Annotated in this window: 2 tRNA genes and 1 rRNA gene; all 3 read left to right on the top strand. The window is 45.1% G+C overall.

What is annotated here, in order from left to right:
- Positions 1-28: 28 nt before the first annotated feature.
- The 3 genes from OCT63_RS21425 to OCT63_RS21415 all read left to right on the top strand — a co-directional run bounded on the left by OCT63_RS21425 (position 29) and on the right by OCT63_RS21415 (position 370).
- Positions 29-105 (top strand) — tRNA-Thr (locus OCT63_RS21425).
- A gap of 42 nt (positions 106-147) precedes the next feature.
- Positions 148-263: ribosomal RNA gene (gene rrf, locus OCT63_RS21420) — 5S ribosomal RNA — on the top strand.
- Positions 264-293: 30 nt separating this feature from the next.
- Positions 294-370, top strand: a tRNA-Asp gene (locus tag OCT63_RS21415).
- Positions 371-525: the final 155 nt, after the last annotated feature.

Here is a 525-nt window from a genome sequence, read left to right as displayed (position 1 = left end):
TTAGAATCGTTTAAACGCTTCTTAAATTGCTGATATAGCTCAGCCCGGTAGAGCGCACCCTTGGTAAGGGTGAGGTCCCCAGTTCGAGTCTGGGTATCAGCACCACTATTTAGTTGATTTGATTAGTCAAATTAACAACAGGATTTGTTTGACGACCATAGCATTGTGGACCCACCTGATTCCATGCCGAACTCAGTAGTGAAACACAATAGCGCCGATGGTAGTGTGGGGCTTCCCCATGTGAGAGTAGGACATCGTCAGACTTAATTTGCTTTATGCTGAATAGACACTGCGGAGTGGTAGTTCAGTTGGTTAGAATACCGGCCTGTCACGCCGGGGGTCGCGGGTTCGAGTCCCGTCCACTCCGCCACTTATTAAGAAGCCTCGCTAGAAATAGCGAGGCTTTTTTTATCTAAATAATGGTGTATTGCCTTTTGGTCAAGCAGCTGCCAGAAATCTATAATAGCTATCTAGGTAATACCAATTCCGTTAATTAGCTTATCAGTCTTAGCCAATCTCTAAAGT

Source organism: Vibrio sp. RW, from assembly GCF_027587105.1.
GTDB classification, from domain to species: domain Bacteria; phylum Pseudomonadota; class Gammaproteobacteria; order Enterobacterales; family Vibrionaceae; genus Vibrio; species Vibrio toranzoniae.
This window is presented reverse-complemented; position numbering and strand designations above follow the sequence as displayed.